Source organism: Rhizobium sp. RHZ02 (assembly GCF_014851575.1).
Taxonomy (GTDB): domain Bacteria; phylum Pseudomonadota; class Alphaproteobacteria; order Rhizobiales; family Rhizobiaceae; genus Rhizobium; species Rhizobium altiplani.
In genome coordinates, this window is the sequence record NZ_JACUZX010000005.1 from 214,444 (window position 1) to 233,476 (window position 19,033).

The 19,033-nt window shown below is 60.1% G+C and carries 11 protein-coding genes; 8 read left to right on the forward strand and 3 right to left on the reverse strand.

The features are described from left to right. Positions 1-65 precede the first annotated feature (65 nt). The 5 genes from IB244_RS11010 to IB244_RS32100 all read left to right on the forward strand — a co-directional run bounded on the left by IB244_RS11010 (position 66) and on the right by IB244_RS32100 (position 7,190). Positions 66-1,349 (forward strand): efflux RND transporter periplasmic adaptor subunit, encoded by a 1,284-nt coding sequence (locus IB244_RS11010; protein WP_113471589.1) that lies wholly within the window; start codon positions 66-68, stop codon positions 1,347-1,349. Further along, positions 1,346-4,462 (forward strand): efflux RND transporter permease subunit, encoded by a 3,117-nt coding sequence (locus tag IB244_RS11015; protein WP_192304210.1) that lies wholly within the window; start codon positions 1,346-1,348, stop codon positions 4,460-4,462. The genes IB244_RS11010 and IB244_RS11015 overlap by 4 nt, the downstream gene beginning before the upstream one ends. 162 nt (positions 4,463-4,624) lie before the next feature. Further along, positions 4,625-5,917: an Hsp70 family protein gene (locus IB244_RS11020; RefSeq protein ID WP_018857474.1), complete on the forward strand. Its 1,293-nt coding sequence runs from the start codon at positions 4,625-4,627 to the stop codon at positions 5,915-5,917. Positions 5,918-5,976: 59 nt separating this feature from the next. Next, positions 5,977-6,849 carry a uracil-DNA glycosylase gene (locus IB244_RS11025; protein ID WP_018857475.1) on the forward strand — a complete coding sequence of 291 codons (873 nt, stop codon included), beginning with the start codon at positions 5,977-5,979 and terminating at the stop codon, positions 6,847-6,849. Positions 6,850-6,998: 149 nt separating this feature from the next. Next, positions 6,999-7,190, forward strand: coding sequence for a hypothetical protein (locus tag IB244_RS32100; protein ID WP_018857476.1), 192 nt, complete (start codon positions 6,999-7,001; stop codon positions 7,188-7,190). A gap of 95 nt (positions 7,191-7,285) precedes the next feature. Here the strand turns inward: IB244_RS32100 and IB244_RS11030 are convergent, their stop codons facing one another. Next, complete coding sequence (locus tag IB244_RS11030; RefSeq protein ID WP_192304212.1) at positions 7,286-8,134, reverse strand: hypothetical protein; 849 nt, start codon at positions 8,132-8,134, stop codon at positions 7,286-7,288. A 214-nt stretch (positions 8,135-8,348) separates the two neighbouring features. After that, positions 8,349-9,278, reverse strand: coding sequence for a DMT family transporter (locus IB244_RS11035; protein ID WP_026371817.1), 930 nt, complete (start codon positions 9,276-9,278; stop codon positions 8,349-8,351). A 280-nt stretch (positions 9,279-9,558) separates the two neighbouring features. Here IB244_RS11035 and IB244_RS32755 point away from each other — a divergent pair, with 280 nt between their 5' ends. From IB244_RS32755 to IB244_RS11050, 3 genes are all read left to right on the forward strand, one after another. Then, positions 9,559-10,671 (forward strand): methyl-accepting chemotaxis protein, encoded by a 1,113-nt coding sequence (locus IB244_RS32755; RefSeq protein WP_113471593.1) that lies wholly within the window; start codon positions 9,559-9,561, stop codon positions 10,669-10,671. Positions 10,672-10,841: 170 nt separating this feature from the next. Then, on the forward strand, positions 10,842-13,490 hold the full coding sequence (gene pepN, locus IB244_RS11045) for an aminopeptidase N (protein ID WP_192304214.1): 2,649 nt from the start codon (positions 10,842-10,844) through the stop codon (positions 13,488-13,490). 183 nt (positions 13,491-13,673) lie between these two features. Further along, positions 13,674-15,992: a PAS domain-containing sensor histidine kinase gene (locus IB244_RS11050; RefSeq protein WP_192304216.1), complete on the forward strand. Its 2,319-nt coding sequence runs from the start codon at positions 13,674-13,676 to the stop codon at positions 15,990-15,992. On the opposite strand, the gene IB244_RS11055 is transcribed toward IB244_RS11050, so the two are convergent. After that, complete coding sequence (locus tag IB244_RS11055) at positions 15,989-18,946, reverse strand: bifunctional [glutamine synthetase] adenylyltransferase/[glutamine synthetase]-adenylyl-L-tyrosine phosphorylase (RefSeq protein ID WP_192304218.1); 2,958 nt, start codon at positions 18,944-18,946, stop codon at positions 15,989-15,991. The genes IB244_RS11050 and IB244_RS11055 overlap by 4 nt on opposite strands. Positions 18,947-19,033: the final 87 nt, after the last annotated feature.

Genomic DNA, 19,033 nt, shown 5'->3' on the forward strand with positions numbered 1-19,033 from the left:
GCCGTAATAGACGTGGTTCAATAGAGCCTTGACTTTCGCGCAACTCGCCCAAACCGGTCTCGCATATGAAGAAACTTTTGATCACGGCCTGCATTATAGCTGCTGCCAGCGTTGGCGCTTGGCAATACAGGGAACGAATCCCGTATCTTTCGCAATTTTTGCCCCACGCTCAGCCGCAGGCCGATGCCGCCGACGGCGGCCACCAAACGGCGGGCGATGCATCGCAGAAATCCGGTGATCAGAAGGGCGGCAGCAAGGGTCGCAACCGCAACGGCGGACCAACGCTGGTCAAGACTGTCGCAGCAGTGAAGACTGTTTTGCCCCGGGACGTCACAGCTTCGGGCTGGGCAGATGCGGACGACAACACCACGATCGCGGCCCAGGAACAGGGGATCGTTACGCAGATCCTCGCCTCGGACGGCGCCACCGTCAAACAGGGAGATCTGATCGCCAAACTCGATGCCCGCACCGCACAGGCAACGGTCGACAAGGACAGCGCCATGGTCGTCCGCGACCAGGCAACCCTGGCGGAGTCCGAAACGGCGCTGGCACGCGCCAATGACCTTTTGAGCTCAAAGGCCGGCACACAGCAAAGCTACGATCAGGCAAAGGCGGCCCGCGATACGGCAGCCGCGACCGTGGAGGCCGATAAGGCCGCGCTTGCCGCCGATCAGGTCCTGCTTGAGCATACCGATATTCGCGCGCCCTTCGACGGACGCCTTGGCGATATCGCCGTGAGCCCAGGCGCCTTTGTGAACGCCGGCTCCGCGATCGTGACGATCGCAAAGTACGATCCGATCTACGTGAAATTCCACCTGCAGGAACGCGACCTCCGGCAGTTGAAGCTTGCACTTGCCGCAGGCCCGGTGGACGTCAGCACCGTTCCTCAATCCGACAAGGCCAAGCCACGTCAGGGCCATATCAGCTTTTACGACAACACCGTCGATCCTGCGTCCGGCACAATTCTCGCGAAGGCGAAGTTTGAGAACGCGTCCGGCGCTTTATGGCCCGGGCAATCGGTCAACATCGTTGTCCACTTCAACAACAATGAACAGCAGGTCGTGGTCCCGACCGTTGCTGTCAGTCCCGGCGCCGACGGCTTCTTCGCCATTGTCGCGCGCGACGGCAAGGCTCATGTGACACCCGTCACCGTGGCGCGCGCGAACGGTGGTTTCACCGCCGTCTCGCAAGGCCTGTCCGAGGGCGATCACGTCATCATCGAGGGACAGGCGCAGCTGGTCGACCAGCAGCCGGTCAAGGAACAGTTCGACGACAAGGCATTGAATGTCGCCTCGGTTGACCAAACCGCAGGCAAAACCGAAATCATCACAGCGGGCACGGAAGAATGATACCGAATTTCTGTATCCGACGTCCTGTTGCAACGACGCTGCTTGCCATCGGCGTCGTGCTTGCCGGCCTTGCCGGCTACCAACTCGTGCCGGTGGCAGCCCTGCCGCAGGTCGACTTCCCGACGATCAACGTCTCGGCCGCGCTGACCGGCGCCTCACCGCAGACGATGGCGACTTCGGTCTCCACGCCGCTGATCAAGCAGTTCCAGACCATTCCCGGCATCAGCGAAATCAGCGCCACGAACTCGCTCGGCAACACCAGCATCGTTCTGCAGTTCGATCTCAATCGCAACATCGATGCGGCAGCAGCCGATGTTCAGGCAGCGATCTCGCATGCCACGCGGCAATTGCCCGACAACATGACGACGCCGCCAAGCTATCGCAAGACGAACCCCGCCGATGCGCCGGTCATGCTGCTTGCCGTGCAAAGCGACACCATGCCCCGCAGCAAGCTCGACGAGATCGCCGAGGACATCATCTCGCCGTCCCTTTCAACACTTCCCGGCGTGGCTGAGGTTTCGGTATTCGGTGCGCAGACCTACGCGGTCCGGGTCGAGGTCGATCCCAACAAGCTTCTCAACCGCGGCATCGGTATCGATACCGTCAACCAGGCGCTGGTCGCTGCCAACAGCCAGGTTCCCGTCGGCTCCCTGCAGAACGACTCGCAAAGCATGACAATCAATGCGGACACTCAGCGGACCAATGCCGACGAGTTCCGTACGCTTGTCATTGCCAATCCCAACGGCGCACCGATCCACCTCGGCGACGTCGCCGACGTGCAGGACAGCGTTCAGAACCAGAATACCGGCAGCTGGTACGACGGCAACCGCAGCATCATTCTTGCCATTCAACGCCAGCCCGATGCCAATACCGTCGAGGTCGTCGACGCAATCAGGGCGAAGCTGCCGGGTCTGCACGCCGAAATCCCCGCCTCTGTTTCGACAAAGGTCATGAACGACTCTGCGCAGCCGATCAAGGACGCGATCACGGACGTGAAGTTTACGCTGCTCCTGACGATCGGCCTCGTCGTCCTGGTCATCTACCTCTTTACCGGTCACCTGACGGCGACGATCATTCCGGGCCTTGCCGTGCCGCTGTCGCTGATTACCACCTTCGGCATGATGTACGTGCTCGGATACAGCATCGACAACATCTCGCTGCTCGGAATGACGCTCGCAGTCGGCCTTGTCGTCGATGACGCGATCGTCATGCTGGAAAACATTCTCCGGCATGTCGAGGAAGGGATGCCGGTTCTCGATGCGGCGATCAAAGGCGCCGGCGAAGTCAGCTACACCATCATTTCCATGTCCGTGTCGCTGATTGCCGTCTTCATTCCGATCCTGTTGATGGGCGGCGTCGTCGGCCGCATCTTCAACGAGTTCGGCATGGTCGTTGCGATCGCGATCGTCGCCTCCGCGATTGTCTCGCTCACAGTGACGCCGATGCTGGCATCAAGGCTCGGCAGTGGCCACGACCGCCCGCCCTTCTTCATCCGTTGGTTCGATGCCGGTTTCGAGCGGACACTCAGAGGATACGAAAAATCGGTCGGCTGGTGCCTGAAGCATCGTCCAGCCGTCCTCGCCCTGTTCGTGGCGTCGGTTGGCCTGACTGTCTATCTCTTCATGACGCTGCCATCCAGCTTCTTCCCCACCGAAGATATTGGACGCCTCAACATCTCGACGCGCGCACGCCAGGACATCTCCTATCCGGCGATGCAAGCGTTGCAGAACCAGGCAGCGGAACTCGTGAAGCAGAATCCCGCCGTCAATCACGTGATGTCGATTGTCGGCGGCAACGCACGCAGTCCGTTGAACAACGGCACGATGTTTGTCGAACTCAAGGACAAGGATCAGCGTCCACCGCTTGAGCAGACGTTACGGGAATTGCGGGCGAGCATCGGCAAGATTCCTGGGCTGCAGGCCTACATCACGCCGCAACAGAGCCTCCGCTTCGGCGGCCGTCAGACGGCGAGCCAATACCAGCTCGTCGTTCAGGCGCTGAGCGCCGATCAGACAAACGTCTGGGCAGACAAGATTCAGCAGGCCATGCGTTCCGATCCGCGTTTCACCGACGTCGCCTCAGATGCGCAGAACAATGCCCTGCAGGCCAATATCGTCGTCGACACGGAGAAGGCGGCAGCCTTCGGGATTACCGACGGACAGCTGCGGACGACCCTGCAGGAAGCCTTTGGCGGATACACCGCCGCCCAGATCCAGTCGACCGGCGACAGCTATGACGTGATCGTCGAGTACGATACGAGCAAGCCCTGGGACGACCAGAAGCTTCAGGAAATCCGCGTCGCTTCAAGCAACGGCGCCCTCGTTCCCTTGTCCAACTTCGCAAGGGTAGAACGCACGACGGGGCCGGTGACGATCAACCAGACCGGTCAGCTTGTCTCGACGACAGTCTCCTTCAACCTGCCGGCCGGCGAAGCGCTTGGCGATGCCACGGCGGCGATCGACCAGATCAAGAAAGACATCAACATGCCAGCGGACGTTTTCACGTCCTACGGTGGCACGGCGCAGATATTTGAGCAGTCCCAGGGCAACACGCCGCTGTTGATCCTGGCGGCAGTGCTGACGATCTACGTCGTGCTGGGTGTCCTCTACGAAAGCTTCATTCATCCGCTGACGATCCTTTCCGGCTTGCCGGCCGCGGCACTCGGTGCCCTGCTGGCGTTGAAAGTGATGGGCTTCGATCTTTCGATCATCGCGCTCATCGGCCTGCTGATGCTGATCGGTATCGTCAAGAAGAATGCGATCATGATGATCGACGTGGCGCTGGAGAACCTGCGCTCCGGCAACGGCATGTCGCCGTCGGAGGCGATTCATGAAGCCTGCGTTCGACGCTTCCGCCCGATCATGATGACGACCTTCTGCGCCCTCCTCGGCGCGCTTCCCATCGCTCTCGGGACCGGTGCAAGCTCGGAACTGCGCCAGCCGCTCGGCATTGCCGTCGTTGGCGGTCTCGTCGTGTCGCAAGCATTGACGCTTTTCATCACCCCGGTGATCTTCGTCGAAATGGGCAGGCTTAGCGATTGGCTCCTCAGCTTTGGACGGAAGAAGAAGACCGAGCACGATGAGGAGATACCTCAGGCATTGGCCGCCGAGTAGGGAACAAGCGGGCGCCATTGGCGCCCGCTGCATTTTTCACTTCAAGCCTTGAACAACGGCGGCCTCTGTGGCATCACGCGCCCTCCTTGGGCGCGTTGTTTCGCGCCTTAGCGGAGCTTGGCCTCCGTTCCCAAAAAACAATCGACTTGATGAGGTGCGGGCATGGCTCAGGCGCTGGGATTCGACTTCGGCACGACGAACACGGTCTTGGCCACGGCTGACGGGCCGACAACGCATTCAATGGCCTTTACGAGTGCGGCCGGAACTGCCGACAGCATGCGTACTGCCCTTTCCTTCATGAAGGATCCGCAACTCGGCACGTCCGCCCTGAAGGTCGAGGCCGGCCACGCGGCAATCCGGCAATTCATCGATAACCCCGGGGACTGCCGTTTCCTGCAGTCGATCAAGACCTTTGCGGCAAGCGCGCTCTTTCAGGGCACCCTCGTCTACGCGAAGCGCCACAGTTTCGAGGACCTGATGGAGGTCTTTATCAGGCGCCTCCGGAACTATGCCGGCGACAACTGGCCGTCCGACGTCAAGCGTATCGTCACCGGCCGCCCCGTGCATTTTGCCGGCGCGAACCCTGACCCTGCGCTGGCGACCCAGCGCTATAACGAGGCGCTGTCCCGCTTCGGCTTTCCGGAGGTTCACTACGTCTACGAACCGGTGGCCGCCGCGTTCTACTTCGCGCAGAACCTGAAATCCGATGCGACGGTTCTCGTCGCCGACTTCGGCGGCGGTACGACCGACTATTCGCTTATCCGGTTTGAAACGGTGGCCGGCAAACTGACGGCGACCCCGATCGGTCATTCGGGTGTCGGGATCGCCGGCGATCACTTTGACTATCGCATGATCGACAACATCGTCGCCCCTCAGATCGGCAAGGGGAGTCATTTCAAGAGTTTCGACAAAATCCTTGAAGTCCCGACGAACTACTACTCGAGCTTCGGTCGCTGGAACCAGCTCTCCATCTTCAAGACGTCGCGCGAATTCGAGGATCTCAAGAAGCTTGTGCGCACGGCGCTCGAGCCCGAGAAGCTCGAGACCTTCATCGATCTCGTCGACCACGATGAAGGTTACCCGCTCTATCAGGCTGTATCCGCGACGAAGATGGCGCTCTCCGCTTCGGACGAAGCAGCATTCGACTTCGCGCCCCTCGGCCGCGGAGGCCACCTGACGATTCGCCGGGCCGATTTCGAAAGCTGGATTGCAGATGATCTCGTACGGATCGAAGGCGCACTCGATGACGTGCTGGAAAGGACGAACACGACATCCGGCATGATCGACAAGGTGTTCCTCACCGGAGGCACGTCGTTTGTCCCGGCTGTGCGCCGCATCTTCACCGAGCGCTTCGATAAGGACCGCATCGAGACCGGCGGCGAACTGCTTTCCATCGCCCACGGCTTGGCGTTGATTGGCGAACGTGAGGACATCACGCAATGGACGGTGCAATAGGTCGTCTCCCGCCTATCGTGCTCTTTCATTGACGTCTCGGCTTCGCTAAGGTCACCGTTATGATCTCCGTCAGCGAACTCTCTCCGGGCGAACTCGCCGCGCTTCTGCATTTCCATGCCGAAGCCGGCGTGGAATGGCTGCTCGAGGAGGAAGCTGTCGATCGCTTTGCTGAGTTCGAGGCAATGAAAGCGGCAAGGCGAAGCACGGTCCCTTCGCCGCAGACTGCTGACGTTCGGGAGTCCACGGCCCGCCCGGCGGCTCAGACCACACAAAGGAACGCTCCCGCCCCCGAGCGTGCAGCCCAGCGGCCGCAGCCTTCGATCCCGGATGGCGAGGCCGTGCAGCAGGCACGCTTCGCCGCCGAGAGCGCCCGTTCGCTTCAGGAACTGAAAACGGCGCTCGAGGCATTCAACGGATGCAATCTCAAGCACAGCGCACGCTCGACGATCTTCGCCAGCGGTGATGCGGCCAGCGGGATCATGGTGATCGGTTCGGCGCCAGGGGCGGACGATGATCGTGAAGGCCAGCCCTTCTCCGGACGGCCTGGCCAACTGCTCGACAAGATGCTCGGGGCAATCGGTCTGCAGCGCGACGCCATATTGCTGACGCAGGTCATTCCCTGGCGACCACCGGGCAATCGCATTGCGTCGACCGCCGAAATGGATATTTGCCGTCCTTTCATCGAGCGGCAGATTGCTCTTGCCGAGCCGAAGGCGATTCTCGTACTCGGCAACTTTGCCGCCAGGGTCTTTTTTGGCGAAACCGATACGATTCACGGGTTGCGCGGGCAATGGCGAGAGATTGCGGTCGGAAACCGCATTATTCCTGCGATTGCGACATTGCACCCTCAGGATCTATTGACGGCACCAGTCAACAAACGATTGGCCTGGAACGATCTTTTGGCTTTTCAGGCCAAACTGGCAGCGCTCTGACGTGCCCTGAAAATAGGCAAATACAAATCTTTTGTGAAAACACCTATGCGTTTTTCGCATATCTGCCGTTTATTCTAATGCATTGAAAAGTTCATGTTGCAGTGCAATATATTGCTGTGTCTTGGGAGGAATCAACAGGAACCAAGGCAATGACTGCACGTTTTCGTCCTATACACTGTGGGTTTGAAACCCTTCGCCTTGCTAGCGAGCAAGGCCGCACAACGCAAAGCTACAGCCGCATTGGCTTCGCCACGAACGAGCAAATGGTTGCTCGCGGGACTGGCGCCAGCGGGCGCATCGCGCGTCCCGCCATGATCTTTGCGGACTTTCAGCAATACTGAGGCCGAGGCTGGCATTTGCTGGCCTCTTGTCGCGTTGCCTGCCTGAGCAATTCTCACCGACCTGGATCCTCGAGGGGCCGCGCGCCTCGTGGGAATCACGCCTCGCAGCGGAACGCGTCGTCCACATAGGCGAACTTGATCGCTTGCCACCGACTGTATTGCTCGACAAACGAACGCGACATCCAGAGCACGGGTTTCTTGTCGATCGTATCCCAACCAATGCATCCTTGCTGCGCCGCCTTGGCGAAAAGCCGCTGCAAGTGTGTACGCGATATCATGAAATCCGCCGCCAGTGCGCGACTGTCAACATGACCGACCACGACGCGCTCGGGATCGTCGCCGTCCAGATCGATCCGCGAGACAAGATGATCGACGATCAGTCCGCCAGCGTCGTTCCACTGGAAGAGCGCCACATGCTCTGGGGGCTCTCTCCACTGGGGATCCTGGAGGCAATTGAGTGCAATTCGCGGCTGCATGACGCGGACCAGTTCCGGGTGAGCCTCAACATGGGCAACCCGGCTTCCGCCGTCCAACAGATCGAGAGCGCCCAGATTGGAGACCAACCAGCCAAACATCGCCTGATGACTGATTTCCGTCGGCTCGAACTGGCGGGGACGTCGGCGCTCGGCTCCTGGTGCATAGGCGATGAAGCGGTAGGTGACGAGTTCGTCGATAAAGCTCAACACCGTGTTGCGGCTGGCCACCTTGTGCGATGTGATCTCGCGCGTCAGCCGAACCGCCGTGAAGCCCGACGTGGAATCTGCGGGATCGCGCTCCATGGCAAGCGCATAGGCAGTCTGCGTCAGCAACCAGCGTTGTTGTGAAGCAAGCAAACGCGCCAATCGCGGGCCGGTGTTGAACATGCCGCGCATGCGCCCCGCATGGAAGCGGAGGGCCAGGATGAACTTCGGGTTCGCAACCAAGTCTTCGGCACTAAGAGGCATTTTTCTCCCGACGCACGTATCCGGCGTCGGCACTGCCCAGGCACCAGGACGTCCGACCGGCCCATAACATGCGCATTTGCGAATAAATGATGCTTCGTCAAGTTCATAAGACGCAAGAACTGTTCGGATGTCGTTCACTATTTCGTTTGAATTTCTCCCGCAAAACGCGAGAACTTCCGTTGCGTCGCCACAAAGCTGCGATTGCAGGCGGCCTTCAGGATCCGGCCTGCCGTGCCCCACGGCGCTCCAGATCCAACTGGTGCTCGCGGTAGATGATAAATATTCCGGCCGCCACGACAATTGCTGTCCCCAGGAGTGTGGCCCCGCTTGGGATATCGCCGAACACGAAATACGCGATGACACCGCCGATGACGATCGATGTGTATTCGAACGGCGCAACCGTCGAGACATCAGCGTGCCGGTAGCTCTCCGTCAACAGGATCTGCGCCACGCCCCCACAGAAGCCGGCCAAGATGAGAAACAATTGCGGCGCCAGATCAAGGACCTGCCAGCCGAACGGCACTGTCACGAGTGAGAACACCGTGGCGGTGATCGAAAAATAGAGGACGATCGTGGCGGTCTTCTCTTCCTCGACCAATCGTCGCACCTGAATCATCGCCATGCCGCCGAGCACCGAAGCCAGCAACACCGTTAGCGCGCCAATCGCCTGCTCGGCATGGATCCCGCCCTCACGGAAAAGGGTCAGTTTCGGCCACGATATGATGGCCACGCCGACAATCCCGAAAAGTACGGCGCTCCAGCGGTAGATTCGGACAGTTTCCCCGAGAAACACAGCTGCGAAGATCACGGCGACAAGCGGCATCGCGTAGCCAAGTGCAATGGCTTCCGGCAACGGCAGGTGCAGCAGCCCATAGAAGCCGAGCCCCATTGATATGATGCCGAGCGTTCCCCGCTTCAGATGACCGATCGGATTGGCCGTATAGAATGCCGATCGCAACTGGCCGCGATAGGCAAGGTAAGCCATGATGGGAAACAGTGCGAAGAAGGAGCGGCAGAACGTCACCTGCCCCGGCTGGATGTCACTGCCGGCGAGCTTGATGAAGGTCTGCATTGCCAGGAAAACAACCACCGAGCCAACCTTGAACGCAATACCCCTCATCGGGTTTCCCGTAGCCGACCGCATGTCTTGAACTCTTGGATTGCTGTTTGGAGGCAGGAGGACGCGCCAGACTCGGCACATCTCGACTGTGACAGTCGCCGGGCCGAATGAACAGATCGAAAATCGGAAAATTTCGATGCTCAATCAATCGGATCGCACAAATTTTCATCAAATCTGAGATGTGCCCAAAAATGTTCATCCGATGAGTGTCCGCCTTAACGCTTCGGAAACCATAGAATCGCATTGATTGGCCGATATTTCAGTCCTCTTTCTCTCAGCTTGCATCGCTATCGGGGCAATTTCCATGACGCAGCTCAAATCCAGGGACAACGATCAGCAACGGTTGACCGCCACACCGCGGCTGATGCGTGCGGTAACGGAGGGAATCGGCACCGATCTTGAAAGTTTCAGCGCCGCGAACTCGCATGTGGTCAAGCAGATCAAGCTTCTTGCAATCAATGCGTTGATCGAAGCCGCCCGCGCCGGCGAGGCCGGGAAAGGCTTTGCTGTCGTTGCCAACGAGGTGCAGCGGCTGGCACAGGTCGCAAGCGACATTTCAGGGAAATTCGAAGGCAACGTCATTGGGCGTATCGGGCATTCCCGCGTCATGGCGGAAGCGCTCGTGAACGAGATGGAGGGCGTAAGGCTTACCGATCTCGCCCAAACTCTCGTGCAACTGATCGTCCGCAATCTCTTCGAGCGAACCGCCGACGTGCGGTGGTGGGCGACCGATGCCGCGCTTTGGCAGGCGCTGCAGGAGCCGACAAAGGAAAGGGCGACCTTCGCTGCCCAACGACTTGGGGTCATCAATCGCTTCTACACCGTCTATCTCGACCTCGTTTTGACAGATGCCTCAGGTCAGGTGATCGCCTCGGCAAACCCTGAATTTGAGCGCAAGACCGCCGGAAGATCGCTTGCAGGCGACGGCTGGTTCCAAGCATCCGTACGCTGCGCGTCGGGAGACGACTACATCGTCGACGATGTCCGCGACAGCCATCTGCATGGCAACCGCACCGCCCTTGTCTATGCAACGGCAGTGCGCGAGGGTGGCACGCTCCACGGCAAAACTCTCGGAACACTGGGTGTGTATTTTGACTGGCAGAAGCAGGGACAGGCGATCGTCGAAACCGAAGCCAACCTGCCTCCGCAGATAGCAGAGAAAACGACCGTGATGTTGCTCGATGGATCAAACAGGATCATCGCCTCCAGCAATCCCAACCTTCTCTTCAGCCATTTTGCGCTTCAGAACCAGGCAGGTACGGCCCGCGGTAGCTACTATGACAACAACGGCTCAATTGTCGCTTTCGCCCGGACACTCGGCTACGAGGATTACGATGGCTTGGGCTGGCATGGCGTCGTCGTTCAGCGGACTGAAGACGATGAGGCGATAAGGGCAACCCTCAACCTAAAATCCTAGTCACGGACCGCCTAGATTTGGCCGTTCCGAGATCCTCCAAATCTGCCGTTGCCGCGATTTCGCTTTAACTTTGGTTCAGACTTTGGTGTAAAGATGCCCGTCAAAATTTGTGGCGGAGTGCCTACTCTGCGTACGAAGCACTCATCCGCTCAAGGTCTTCAGGGAACACCATGCGTACAGATACCGGCCAGGTCATCAATCTGGCAGACTACCAGCCCACCGAATTCGTTCTGGAACGCGTGGATCTGACCTTCGAGCTCGATCCCACTGAAACCAAGGTTGAAGCACGACTGATTTTCCATCGCCGCGAGGGTGTCGATCCCAAGGCTCCGCTGATGCTCGACGGCGATGAACTGACGCTTTCCGGCCTGCTGTTCGATCAGTTGGAAATGCCGGCCGACCAATACACGGCAACGCCGGAAAGCCTGACGGTCCGCGATCTACCCGCATCAGAACCGTTCGAGCTGACGATCACTACGATCATCAACCCCGAAGCCAATACGAAACTGATGGGCCTTTACCGCACCGGCGGTATCTATTGCACGCAGTGCGAGGCTGAAGGCTTCCGGCGGATCACCTATTTCCAGGACCGCCCCGATGTTCTGGCGCCTTACACCGTCAACATCATTGCCGAGAAGGCCGCCAACCCGCTGCTGCTGTCGAACGGCAATTTCCTCGGGGGTGCTGGCTATGGCGAAGGCAAGCACTTCGCCGCCTGGTTCGATCCGCATCCTAAGCCGAGCTATCTCTTTGCGCTGGTCGCCGGCGATCTCGGCGTCATCGAAGATACGTTCACGACGATGTCCGGACGCGAGGTCGCCCTGAAGATCTATGTCGAGCACGGCAAAGAGCCGCGCGCCGCTTACGCGATGGACGCACTGAAGCGTTCGATGAAGTGGGACGAAGAGGTCTTCGGGCGCGAATATGATCTCGACATCTTCATGATCGTCGCCGTCTCCGACTTCAACATGGGCGCGATGGAGAACAAGGGCCTCAACGTCTTCAACGACAAGTACGTCCTTGCCGATCCGGAAACGGCCACGGATAGCGACTACGCCAACATCGAAGCGATCATCGCCCACGAGTACTTCCACAACTGGACCGGCAACCGCATCACTTGCCGCGACTGGTTCCAGCTGTGCCTGAAGGAAGGCCTGACCGTCTTTCGTGATCACGAGTTCTCGGCCGACCAGCGCTCGCGCCCGGTCAAGCGCATCGCCGAGGTCCGCCACCTGAAATCCGAGCAGTTCCCAGAGGATGCGGGCCCGCTCGCACATCCTGTTCGACCGACAAAATACCGTGAAATCAATAACTTCTATACGACAACCGTCTACGAGAAGGGCAGCGAAGTCACGCGAATGATCGCGACGCTGCTTGGCAAGAAGACGTTCAAGAAGGGCATGGACCTCTACTTCGACCGTCATGATGGCCAGGCTGTCACGATCGAGGACTTTGTGAAATGCTTCGAGGACGCCAGCGGGCGCGATCTCACACAATTCTCACTGTGGTACCATCAGGCCGGCACGCCGCTGGTTACGGCTTCCGGCTGTTACGATGCTGCCGCAAAAGCCTTCAGCCTCGCGCTCGAGCAAATGATCCCTGCAACCCCGGGTCAGTCCGACAAGCAGCCGATGCACATTCCGCTGAACCTGCAACTTTTTGCGGAGGATGGAGCAGCCATAGCGCCGACTTCCGTTGAAAGTGCGGAATATACCGGCGCCATTCTGCATCTCACAGAGCGCACCCAAACGGCAGTATTCCACGGGATCCAGACGCGACCGGTGGTCTCGATCAATCGCAGCTTCTCGGCTCCCATCAATCTCCATTTCGACCAGTCGCCTGCCGACCTGGCGCTGCTCGCCCGCCATGAGACGGACCATTTCGCGCGCTGGCAGGCCCTGACGGACCTTGCACTTCCGAACCTTTTGAAGGCGGCTCGCGATGCACGGGAAGGAAACCCCGTCGGTTGTGAGACAACCTTCGTCGACAGCCTCATCGCCGCGGCGGCTGACGAGAGTCTGGAACCCGCCTTCCGCGCCCAGGCCCTGGCGCTGCCCAGCGAAGCCGATATTGCCCGCGAACTCGGGGGCAATAACGATCCGGACGCAATCCACGCCGGCCGCCAGGCAGTCATGAAACAGGTTGCCGACGCCGGACGCGACACGTTCGCTGCACTCTATGACTCGATGACGACGCCCGGCACCTTCAGCCCGGACGCAACGAGCGCGGGTCGCCGCGCCCTGCGCAACGCCGCGCTGACCTACCTCTCCTATGCCGAGAATTCGCCGGTACGCGCCAAGGCTGCCTTCGATGCCGCCAACAACATGACCGACCTGTTGCATGCGCTCTCGGTCCTTGCGCACCGTTTCCCAGACAGCGCGGAAGCTGCCGAAGCGTTGTCGACCTTCCGGGATCGGTTCTCCGAGAACGCCCTGGTCATCGACAAATGGTTTTCGGTGCAGGCAACGATACCAGGCGGCGGCACGCTCGATCGGGTGCTGAAGCTCATGGAGAACCCTCTGTTCACGAGGACTAACCCCAATCGCGTCCGTTCATTGGTCGGCGCCTACGCTTTTGCCAATCCGACAGGCTTCGGTCGGGCCGATGGAGAGGGCTACCGCTTCCTCGCACGCGAGATTCTCGACATCGACCGGCGCAACCCTCAGTTGGCCGCGCGCATTCTGACGTCGATGCGTTCCTGGCGCTCCCTGGAGCCGGTTCGACAGGACCATGCCCGCGCTGCCCTGCTGGAAATCGAACGCGCCGCGGAGCTCTCGACCGACGTCCGTGACATCGTGGAACGCACCCTGAAAGGGTGATTTGCTGTCGAAGGCCGCTGCGCTGGTCGCAGCGACCTTCTGACCGCCAAAGAAAATTCAGCATCTAGAATCGGTTAACAGATTTTTACCTTTTCCTCTGGACAAGGCGAATCACCAATGATTCATTGAGTTAGGTTCGGGCGAGCGGCGCTGCGAATCACACGAGGGATCAAGGCTGAAGAGATGATGAACGTGCGGCGGGCAACCGCAGCCGAGGGACGGCTGCGTGTCGATTTCGACGGCCTCCTGGCCTGGCGGGACAGCTTTTCAGTCCGCCGCTCCGCCATGACTTCATCGTCTTCGCGCAGCCTGTCGCAGGTCGAAATCGTCCTGAAGCGAATTATTCCGATCCTGATCGTAGCCTTCCTTACGGTTGTAGCCGCGTCACACGTCTTTGGAATGGTCTCCGAATACGGGCGGACAGAAGCCGCTGCCCGTCACTCCACCGCGCTTGCCGCCGCGACCGCCGCCGCGGCCTTCGCCGATGCCAACCGGATCTTCGAAACCGCGGATGCCGCGCAGGCGCAGGCTAGGCTGGCGCGCTTCCTTCCGCAGGACCGCCTGGATGACGATGCGTTCGTGCTGCTCGTGCAGCCAAGCGGCAAGGTGTTTGCCGCAACTGCCGCCGGCTCGGCTTACCTCGGCGCCAGCGTCGGCGATTTCTTCTCAGAGATCTCGGCGGTTCGCCGGTTCGGCGATCGCGCTGGCGTCATCGAGACAACAATCAGCGGGCTTCCGCACTACGCGGAAATCACGCTCATCGGCAACTCCGGCGGCTATGTCATCGCGGCAACGTCGTTGGAGCGGATCAGCAAGCTCTGGCGAGACGAGGTCACGCTGAACGTGACCCTCTTCGCAGGCATCTCCTCGATCCTGCTCGTCATCCTCTACGCCTACTATATGCAGGTGAAGCGCGCCCGCGATGCCGACGATACCTTTCTGGAGTCGAACCTTCGCGTCGAAACCGCGCTGTCGCGCGGGCGCTGTGGGCTCTGGGACTTCGATTTCGACCGCCGCGAATTTTACTGGTCGCGCTCGATGTACGAAATGCTTGGGCTTCCCGGCTCGGACCGGACGATGTGCTTCAGCGATGCCGCCCGCCTGATGCATCCGGATGACGGCGGCGTCTACGAAATCGCCCGGTCAATCGCTCGCGGTGATGCGGGCCAGGTCGACCAGATCTTCCGCATGCGGCATGCCGGCGGCCATTATGTCTGGATGCGGGCTCGCGCGCAGGTGATCCGCACCAATTCCGGCCGCGTCCACATGATCGGTATCGCGATGGACGTGACCGAGCAGCATCGCCTCGCCCAGCGCTATGCCGAGGCCGATCAGCGATTGGCCGACGCCATCGAATGCACATCGGAAGCCTTCGTGCTCTGGGACAAGAACGACCGCCTCGTCATGTGCAACGCGCACTTCCAGCAGGCGTACGGACTTCCCGATAGCGTCTTGGTCCCCGGCACCGAGCGCACAGTCGTCAATGCTGCCGCCGCGCGCCCCGTGATCGAACGCCGTATCGCCGACGCAGATGGCTCCGGTTATTCCCGCACAACCGAAGTACAGCTTGCCGACGAGCGCTGGCTGCAGATCAACGAGCGCCGTACGCGCGACGGCGGCATGGTTTCGGTCGGCACCGACATTACGCTGCTCAAGCGCAACCAGGAGCGCCTGCGCGACTCCGAACGCCGTCTCATGGCGACGATCGGAGATCTCTCCGCTTCCCGCCAGACGCTGGAAAGCCAGAAGGCGGCCCTTTCTGTCGCCAACTCCAACTACCTGCTCGAGAAGGAGCGCGCGGAAGGCGCCAACCGTGCGAAGAGCGAGTTCCTGGCAAACATGTCCCACGAACTTCGCACGCCGCTCAACGCAATCCTCGGTTTTTCGGAGATCCTGCAGGATCAGATGTTCGGTCCGCTCGGCTCGTCGAAGTACAACGAATATGCCCGCGACATTCACGACAGCGGCAAGCATCTCCTGAACGTCATCAGCGACATTCTCGACATGTCGAAGATCGAGGCCGGCCACATGAAGCTCGAGTGCGAGACGATCGATCTCGCGCCGCTCATCGAGGAAAGCCTTCGCTTCACAGCAATCCCGGCCGCCCAAAAGAACATCTTCGTCGAACAGCGCCTTTGCGATGGAATGCGGTTGACCGCCGATCGCCGTGCCATGAAGCAGATCCTGCTGAACCTGCTCTCCAACGCCGTGAAGTTCACCAACGAAGGCGGTCACATCGCCGTGCGCACGCGTCGTACCAGCAGCGGCGTCATGCTGACGATTGCCGACACCGGCATCGGCATCCCTCGCGCGGCGCTCGGCAAGATCGGCCAGCCTTTCGAACAGGTGCAAAACCAGTACGCGAAAAGCAAGGGAGGCTCTGGCCTCGGTCTCGCGATCTCGCGGTCGCTGACGATCCTTCAAGGCGGGAAAATGAAGATCCGTTCGCGCGAGGCGATCGGCACCGTCATTTCCCTGCACATCCCGAACGGCGACCGCTAAGTTTTCACAACTATCTGGAATACTTTCCTGATGGCTTTCGAGAGCCGTTTGATCTCTCCCTCAAGCGTCTTGATGTCAGGGCAATCGGCTGCCCGGCAGACAAGATCAATGAGGCCCGCCGGCGCCTCCTTCGGCTCGAACAAGCCATCGATACATAGGCGGATGAGCTGTGAGATATCGGTATAGAGCGACAGTGTCGCTAGGCAGAGTTCCATATCATCGCGGTCCATCAGCTCCGCGCCGACTAACTTCACCTGCCCTGCCGTATTGAAGTCGTCCTCCTCGATGGCGATGCCTTTGGTGGAGGCCACGAGCCGCAGATACTGCGCGATGAATTCGATGTCGATCAAGCCGCCCGGAATGAGCTTCAGGTCCCAGATGCTGGCCGGCGGTTTTTCCTGCTCAATCAGGGCCCGCATCTCCGACACGTCCTTGGCGATCTTCTCTGCGTCGGTCTTCGAACGAAGGACGTCTGCGATGATCCGCTCAGCCTCCTTGATCAATTCCTTGTCGCCGCACACGAGGCGGGCACGCGTCAGAGCCATATGCTCCCAGGTCCAGGCTTCCTCGCGCTGATACTTTTCGAAGGACTTGATGCGGGTGGCGACCGGCCCCTTGTTTCCCGAGGGCCTGAGGCGCATGTCGACCTCATAGAGCACGCCCTCCGCCATCGGCGCCGAGAGCGCCGAAATCAGCCGCTGGGTGATGCGGGTGAAATAGCGCGTCGAGTCCAGAGGCTTGGGGCCCGATGATTCGGCGGCTTCATCGTCGTAATCATAGAGCAGGATGATATCGATGTCGGAACCTGCAGTGAGTTCGAAGGTCCCGAGCTTACCCATACCGACCACAGCCACACGACCACCCGGAAAATCGCCATGCGCCGTCCTGATCTCCTTCATGACGGCATCGAGCACTGCCTCAAGGACGAGATCGGCCAGATGAGTGAAGGCGCGGCCGGCCATGGCGCCTCGGATCGCGCCGGTCAACAGCCGGATGCCGATGAGGAAGCGCTGTTCGTCCGCGAAGATGCGCAGTCGATCGAGCACCTCCTCATAGTACCGCGCGGGCGCGAGAAAGCCGCGTATGCGTTCGGCGAGATAGGATCGCGTCGGTAATTCCGCCATCAGGCCGGGATCAAGCATGCCGTCGAACACATGCGGCTTGGCGGCAATGACCTCTGCCAGCTTCGGCGCCGAGGACATGATGTTGACGATGAGCGACAAAAGCGCCGGGTTGCTGCCAAGGAGCGAAAACAGCTGAATGCCGGAGGGCAGGCCGGAGAGAAAGCTGTCGAAGCGCAGGATCGCTTCGTCGGCGCGGTTGCTTTCCCCGAACACGCGCAGCAGCTCCGGTGTCAGTTCAGTCAGCCGTTCGCGTGCCTCCACGGATTGCGTCGCCTTGTAGCGACCGTAGTGCCATGTGCGGATAACGCGAGAAATGTCGGACGGGCGCTCGAAGCCGAGCTTGCGCAGCGTGTTCAGCGTATCGGGATCGTCGGCCTGACCGGTGAACACCAGATTGCCCGTTTCTGTTGAAAGCCTGGTCTCTTGTTCGAACAAGCGGGCATAGCGCCGCTCGACCGTCTTGAAGACCTCGACCAGGCGCGTGGCAAAACTCGGCGTGTCGTCGAACCCCATCATGAAGGCGATGCGCTTCAGATCGGTTTCGGTCTCGGGTAAAAGATGGGTTTGCTCGTCGTGCACCATCTGAATTCGATGCTCGACGTCGCGAAGGAACCAATAGGCCTCGGTCAGCTCGTCGCGCGTCTCCTCGTCGATCCATTTCGCTTTTGTCAGCTCCGCCAACGTCTCTTCGGTACCGCGGCGACGAAGTGCCGGCATCCGGCCGCCGGCGATCAACTGCTGCGTTTGCGCGAAGAATTCGATCTCGCGGATGCCGCCACGACCGAGCTTTACGTTATGGCCCTTGACCGCGATTGCGCCATATCCCTTGTGCGCATGGATCTGCCGCTTGATGGAATGGATGTCGGCGATAGCAGCGTAGTCGAGATACTTGCGAAAGACGAACGGAACCAGCCCGCGCAGGAACTGCTCGCCGGCTTGGATATCGCCAGCGACCGCCCGTGCCTTGATGAAAGCGGCACGTTCCCAGTTCTGCCCTCTGCCCTCATAATAGATCATTGCCGCATCGAACGAGATGGCAAGCGGCGTCGATCCCGGATCCGGCCGCAGCCGCAAGTCGGTGCGGAAGACGTATCCATCGGCGGTCCGTTCCTGCATGATCCGTACGAGCCGCCGCATCAGACGCGGAAAGATCTCGATCGCGTCATCAGGATCTGCGACGATCCCCGCCTGTTCGTCAAAGAACACGACCAGATCGATATCCGATGAGTAATTGAGCTCCGATGCGCCGAGCTTGCCCATGCCAAGAACGATCAGCCCCGAGCCCTCACCGGGCGCGGTCACGTCCTTAAGCGTTACCTTGCCCCCATCGTGAGCAGCAAGCAGAAGGTGATCGATCGCCGCGCTGACGGATGCTTCTGCGAGCCGGCTCAACCAGCCGGTCGTCACGCGACCGTCGAAAATCCGGGCCAGATCCGCCAGGGCGACGAGGAAAGCGACCTTGCGTTTGATGATGCGCAGGCGGCTCATGACTTCCGCTTCGCTCGGCGCCTCGCCATTTGCTGCCGGCTTCCAGCAGGAACGCGCCTCCGCGATCATCGCCTCGATGCGCGGTTCCAACGGCTCCGAAATCGCAGTTGCGACGATTGCCGTATCGATGTTGGCAATCTCGCGTAGATAGGGAGACAAGGTTAGTGCGGTTGTGATGAAGTCGCGAAGCGTGCCGTCCGCCTTGAGCATCTCCGCCACGGCAGGTTCGCTTTTGCCGATCTTCTGAAGATCCGTCTGGGCAAGCTTCAACTCGCTCTTGTTCAGCGGTTTCAGCAGCCCGTCGGCTACTTCCACAAGGCTATGCCTCGAACCCGTCAGCATGCACCCTCCCTGGCGAACAGAACCGAGAACCGCCGGGGAGAATCACAGAACTTCCGGCAACTGGAATCTAACCTAGGGTCTGTGGCA

Coding starts and splice junctions, on each gene's coding strand:
- IB244_RS11050 (WP_192304216.1), top strand. CDS start 13,674: ATGATGAACGTGCGGCGGGCAACCGCAGCCGAGGGACGGCTGCGTGTC.
- IB244_RS32100 (WP_018857476.1), top strand. CDS start 6,999: ATGACTGCACGTTTTCGTCCTATACACTGTGGGTTTGAAACCCTTCGC.
- IB244_RS32755 (WP_113471593.1), top strand. CDS start 9,559: ATGACGCAGCTCAAATCCAGGGACAACGATCAGCAACGGTTGACCGCC.
- IB244_RS11055 (WP_192304218.1), bottom strand. CDS start 18,946: ATGCTGACGGGTTCGAGGCATAGCCTTGTGGAAGTAGCCGACGGGCTG.
- IB244_RS11010 (WP_113471589.1), top strand. CDS start 66: ATGAAGAAACTTTTGATCACGGCCTGCATTATAGCTGCTGCCAGCGTT.
- IB244_RS11015 (WP_192304210.1), top strand. CDS start 1,346: ATGATACCGAATTTCTGTATCCGACGTCCTGTTGCAACGACGCTGCTT.
- IB244_RS11025 (WP_018857475.1), top strand. CDS start 5,977: ATGATCTCCGTCAGCGAACTCTCTCCGGGCGAACTCGCCGCGCTTCTG.
- IB244_RS11020 (WP_018857474.1), top strand. CDS start 4,625: ATGGCTCAGGCGCTGGGATTCGACTTCGGCACGACGAACACGGTCTTG.
- IB244_RS11030 (WP_192304212.1), bottom strand. CDS start 8,134: ATGCCTCTTAGTGCCGAAGACTTGGTTGCGAACCCGAAGTTCATCCTG.
- pepN (WP_192304214.1), top strand. CDS start 10,842: ATGCGTACAGATACCGGCCAGGTCATCAATCTGGCAGACTACCAGCCC.
- IB244_RS11035 (WP_026371817.1), bottom strand. CDS start 9,278: ATGCGGTCGGCTACGGGAAACCCGATGAGGGGTATTGCGTTCAAGGTT.